The organism is Synechococcus sp. OH2 (assembly GCF_047462155.1).
Lineage (GTDB): Bacteria > Cyanobacteriota > Cyanobacteriia > Thermostichales > Thermostichaceae > Thermostichus.
In genome coordinates this window covers 31103-35728 of record NZ_JANSIR010000116.1, presented here as the reverse complement: position 1 = coordinate 35728, position 4626 = coordinate 31103, and the positions used below count along the sequence as shown (strand labels likewise).

The 4626-nt window shown below is 62.6% G+C and carries 5 protein-coding genes; 1 reads left to right on the top strand and 4 read right to left on the bottom strand.

All coding sequences use genetic code 11. The features are described from left to right. The coding region (locus NW835_RS12535) for a 3-oxoacyl-ACP reductase family protein (protein ID WP_414415456.1) at positions 1 to 661 on the top strand (661 nt) is incomplete at its 5' end. A gap of 5 nt (positions 662 to 666) precedes the next feature. Here the strand turns inward: NW835_RS12535 and NW835_RS12530 are convergent. Genes NW835_RS12530 through secG form a run of 4 tightly spaced genes read right to left on the bottom strand, consistent with a single transcriptional unit; the run spans position 667 to position 3981 of the window. Beyond that, entirely contained in the window at positions 667 to 2319 is a 1653-nt protein-coding gene (locus NW835_RS12530) for a gamma-glutamyltransferase family protein (protein WP_414386512.1), read from the bottom strand. Between the two features lie 13 nt (positions 2320 to 2332). Further along, complete coding sequence (locus NW835_RS12525) at positions 2333 to 3031, bottom strand: HAD family hydrolase (RefSeq protein WP_414366651.1); 699 nt, start codon at positions 3029 to 3031, stop codon at positions 2333 to 2335. 33 nt (positions 3032 to 3064) lie between these two features. Beyond that, entirely contained in the window at positions 3065 to 3727 is a 663-nt protein-coding gene (locus NW835_RS12520; protein WP_414378728.1) for a YqiA/YcfP family alpha/beta fold hydrolase, read from the bottom strand. A gap of 14 nt (positions 3728 to 3741) precedes the next feature. Next, positions 3742 to 3981: a preprotein translocase subunit SecG gene (secG, locus tag NW835_RS12515; protein WP_011431281.1), complete on the bottom strand. Its 240-nt coding sequence runs from the start codon at positions 3979 to 3981 to the stop codon at positions 3742 to 3744. Positions 3982 to 4626: the final 645 nt, after the last annotated feature.

The following is a 4626-nucleotide window of genomic DNA, read 5'->3' as shown; positions in this document are numbered from 1 at the left end:
GATTGGCGCCAAGGTGGTCGTCAACTACGCCCGCTCCGCCGCCGAGGCTGAGTCGTTGGTGCAGGAGATCGCCGCTCTGGGGGGCGAAGGGATGGCTGTGGCCGCCGATGTCTCCCAGCCGTCGGCGGTGGAACAACTCTTTGAGCAGGTGATGGAGCGCTGGGGGCGGGTGGACGTGCTGGTGAACAACGCCGGCATGGCCCGCGACACCCTACTGCTACGCATGAAGCCGGAAGATTGGCAGGCGGTGCTGGATCTCAACCTCACGGGGGTCTTCCTCTGCCTGAAGGCAGCCGCCAAGATCATGGTCAAGCAGCGGCAGGGGCGGATCATCAACATCACCTCGGTGGTGGGCCTGGTGGGCAATCCCGGCCAGGCCAACTACAGCGCCGCCAAAGCAGGGGTGATTGGTCTGACGAAGACAGCAGCCCGCGAGCTGGCCAGCCGCAACATCACCGTCAACGCCGTTGCCCCCGGCTTTATCACCACCCAGATGACCGAGAAGTTGGATCCCGGCCCCATCCTGGCCCAGATCCCTCTAGGGAGACTGGGATCCCCAGCGGAAGTGGCGGGGCTGGTGCGCTTTTTGGCGGCCGACCCGGCGGCAGCCTACATCACCGGGCAGGTTTTCGCCATCGACGGTGGCATGGTGATGAGCTGATCCTTCTACCAGGCCAGGGCCAACCCATCGGCACGGGGTTCGGAAGCCCCGATTAAGTGATCCCCATCGCGAAAGATGATCTGTCCCCGGCCAAAAAGGCCGTAGTCCTCTTCTGCAGCTACCACCTGCACCGCGTGGCCCCGCGCAGCAAGCTCTCCCACCACCTGAGGGGGGGCCGTGCTCTCCAGCGCCACCTGCGGGATCCCTTGGTCGAGAAGCACCCGCCAGCGGGGCGCATCCAGAGCCGCTTGGGGGTTCAGGCCGTAATCCACCAGATTCACCACCACCTGCACATGGCCTTGGGGCTGCATCGTCCCTCCCATGACGCCAAAAGGGCCGAGAGGGATCCCATCTTTGGAAAGAAAGGCGGGGATGATCGTGTGGTAGGGGCGCTTGCGCGGGCCCACCTGGTTGGGATGACCGGGTTCCAAGGTAAATCCGGTGCCGCGATTGTGGAGGGCAATCCCTGTCCCTGGAACCAGCAGGCCGCTGCCGAAGCCGTCGAAGTTGGATTGGATCAAAGACACCATCAGGTCGCCATCAGCTGTGGCCAAGTAAACCGTTCCCCCCTGAGGTAGCCCTGGCTGAGCCAAGGGGATGGCCCTAGAACCAATCAACAGCCGCCGTTGCTGGGCATAACGTTTATCCAGCATTTGGGCGGGACTCACCTGTAAATAGTCGGGATCCGCTACCTGCCGGCTCACATCGGCAAAAGCCAGCTTCATCGCCTCAATCTGCAGGTGATAGCGCTCGCCGGCCTCGTAGGGGATCCGACCCAGCTCAAAACCCTCCAAAAGGTTGAGGGCCATCAGGGCGGCAATGCCCTGGCCATTGGGGGGGATCTCCCAGACGGTGTAGCCGCGGTAATCGGTATGGATGGGTTCTACCCAGTCGGCCCGATGTTCTGCCAAGTCGGCGCGGGACAGGAGACCGCCGGTGGTATCCGAAAAAGCCAGCAGCTTCTCCGCCAGCTCCCCCCGGTAAAAACTCTCGCCGCCACTATGGGCAATCTCTGCCAGGGTTTGTGCATGCAGAGGGCTGCTCCAGCGCTCCCCCGCCCGTGGAGCACGCCCCTGGGGGAAAAAAACGGCTTTGAAGGCCTCGTGGCGGGGATCCGGCAGCGGCAAATAGGTGGCCTCCGCCGCCTGCCACAGTTGGGCAATCCGGGGAGAAACCGGAAACCCCTCGCAGGCCAAGCGAAGGGCGGGCCCAAACAGGCGCTCGAAGGGCAGCCGTCCCCAGCGCCGGTGCAAGGCTTGCCAAGCCGAAACAGCCCCCGGCACCGTTACTGCCAACCAATCGTAAGCGGGAATCTGGCCGACACAGCGCTCCGGCGTCAGGGCAGCTGGGCTGCGACCGGAAGCATTCAAGCCGTACAGCCGGCCCTTCTCCCCTCCCTCCCACACCAGCGCAAAAGCATCGCCACCAATGCCATTGGAAGTCGGCTCCACCACCGTCAAAGCCACCGCCATCGCCACGGCTGCATCCACGGCATTGCCGCCGGCCCAGAACATCTCCATACCCGCCATTGCTGCCAGCGGTTGGCTGGTGGCCACGGCTCCCCGTTTGCCCATCACCACCCGTCGCCGCGAGGTAAATGGATAGCGATCCAGGGCCTGCCGTAAAAAAACCGGTGCTGGAGAGAGAGGATCCTGCATGGGTCTGTGCTCCCTATACAGGCAAGCTCAGAAGTGCTGCCAACTCGGCAAAGCTGTCCACCACCGCATCGGCCCCCGCCCGGCGCAGTTCCTCGGCAGTGAAAGCAGTGGTGAGGCCAACTGCCAAGCAGCCGGCCCCCTTGGCGGCGCGGATCCCGTGGGTGGAGTCTTCGACCACCAAACACCGGCTGGGATCCAAGCCCACCTTGGCAGCCGTTTTCAAATAGGGCTCGGGGTCGGGCTTGGCCCGCCGAATATCTTCGGCAGTAACCACGGCGTCGAACCAGCGGTGCAGGTTAAAGCGCTGGAAAATCTGCTCTTGATCCCGACGGGTGGCCGAGGTGGTGAGGGCGAGGGCCGAGAAGCGGCGGCGGCTAGCCGCCAAAAACTCCAGCACCCCTGGCACCAGCGGCACCTCTCCCAGTAGTTCTCCAAAAGCCTTGGCCTTTTCCTCGATCAAACGCTGCACCAGCAGGGATCGTTCTACGGGCGGGGTGTCCGTCAGGTGTTCTACGAGATACTCGAACATGTCCTGGTCGGTGCGCCCCTTAAACTGCAGGGAGATGGGAGCCAGATCCAGAGAGATCTGACAGCGCTGCAGGGCGATGACTCCGGCGCGGGCGTGGATCGGCTCCGAATCCACGATTACCCCGTCCATATCCAAAAGCAAGCCGGCAGTCGCGTCAGCGGCGCGGAGCGCTTCGGGTTGCATAGACAGTTGGGCAAGCGCGGGACAGGGATCCCCTTAGCAACAAGGCTGCTCTGTCGCCATCCCCCAGCCACAAAAGCGGCTGGTAACCTGCCAGATGGGATCCAACACATCGGTGAGGGCGTGGTCGCTCTCTACAGATACCAGTTGCGCCCAAGGACGACGGGCCACGTAGTCGCGGCTGGCCTGGATGGGAATGATCTCGTCCCGGATCCCATGCACAATCAGGGTGGGCACAGGCCGGCGCAACGCCCCATCCGGGTAGTGTTGGGCATCGGTGACAAAGCCGTACTCCAACAGCAGTGGACGGCCTTCTCCGTAGTGAAATACCGGCATTTGCCCAGTGCGTTGCCAGCTTTCCACCGCCTCCGCCCCCAGCCGCGGCAGCCAATGGCCCAGAAAGCCAAAGGCCGGTGCCAAGAGCACCAGACGCTGCACGCAGGGTTGCTGCTCAGCCACCCAGGCGGCCACCAGTCCCCCCAAGCTAGAACCAATAAGGGTAACGGGAGGATGGCCCATTTGCGCCAACTGCTCAGAAACCTGCCGGATCTGGCGGGTCAAGGTAAGCTGGGCAAAGTTGCCCTGGTTGAGATCGGGCACCTGCAGAGAGATCCCAAGCTGCTGCAGCCGCTGCCGGAAAAAAGTAGCCTTGGCCGATTGGGGCCCAGAGCCGAATCCGTGCAAGTAGATGACCGCCACGATGACAGGGATCCCTAGGGGCCTGTGGCTGCCGAGAGCCAGCCTGCCCCCAACACCACGCTGATGGAGAGGAAGAGGGTGGCTACCGTCCAGGTGATGCGGTTGAGGTTCTGCTCGGCGCTTTTGGAGCTGGAGAACAATTGAGCTTGGCCGCCGATGCCCGCCAGCCCATCCCCTTTGGGGCTATGCAACAACACCAGTATCACCAGCAAAACGGCCGAGGCAGACCAAAGGAACTCGAAGAAGGCTTCCATCGCAGAGGATCCCAGTAGGGCACGTTGCTGAAGCTATTATCGCCTGTATCTCCACCCTGGCACACCCTGCGCTCCCCTTCCAAAACCCACTAGATTGGAGTTTCAGCGTGGGCCAGGGAGATCTCTCACTGCCAGCCCTTTCCTCTCTGGGGGAGGAGCAGGCCGTTATCTGGCTAAGCCTAACCCTGTTTTGACACTCCCCCGACTAAAGTCGGAGGATTCTTACGCAGTCCACAAGCAGGCTCGTAAAGGCGCTGTCAAGACGCCCCTACCCACTTCCCTAGGGTAAAGCCCTAAGGTTCTGCTTACTTTGCTAAGCAACGCCCCCACGCTCTGCACTGCTCAGGTTTTCCACCGTAGCAGGTGCTTGCTAAGGCCTCCGGCCCGCTGGCGCGAAGGGAGAGCAACTTAAGTTGCTGGCGGGCTTCTCCGCCCCGCACTTTAGTGTGGGACTACCAAGCTATCCCCTGTGCCCTGGGTGAGATCTCTTCCGCCGCCTCTAAGCGGAGCCGTCGCATGGCTGTTGCTGGCCTTGCTGTTGTGGACGGTGGCCACAGCAGTCGCGGACTTCTTGCATCAAGCTCGACAAAGGCACCGCATCCCCTGCCACAAGTGCAGGTTTTACAGCAGGGATCCCCACCTCAA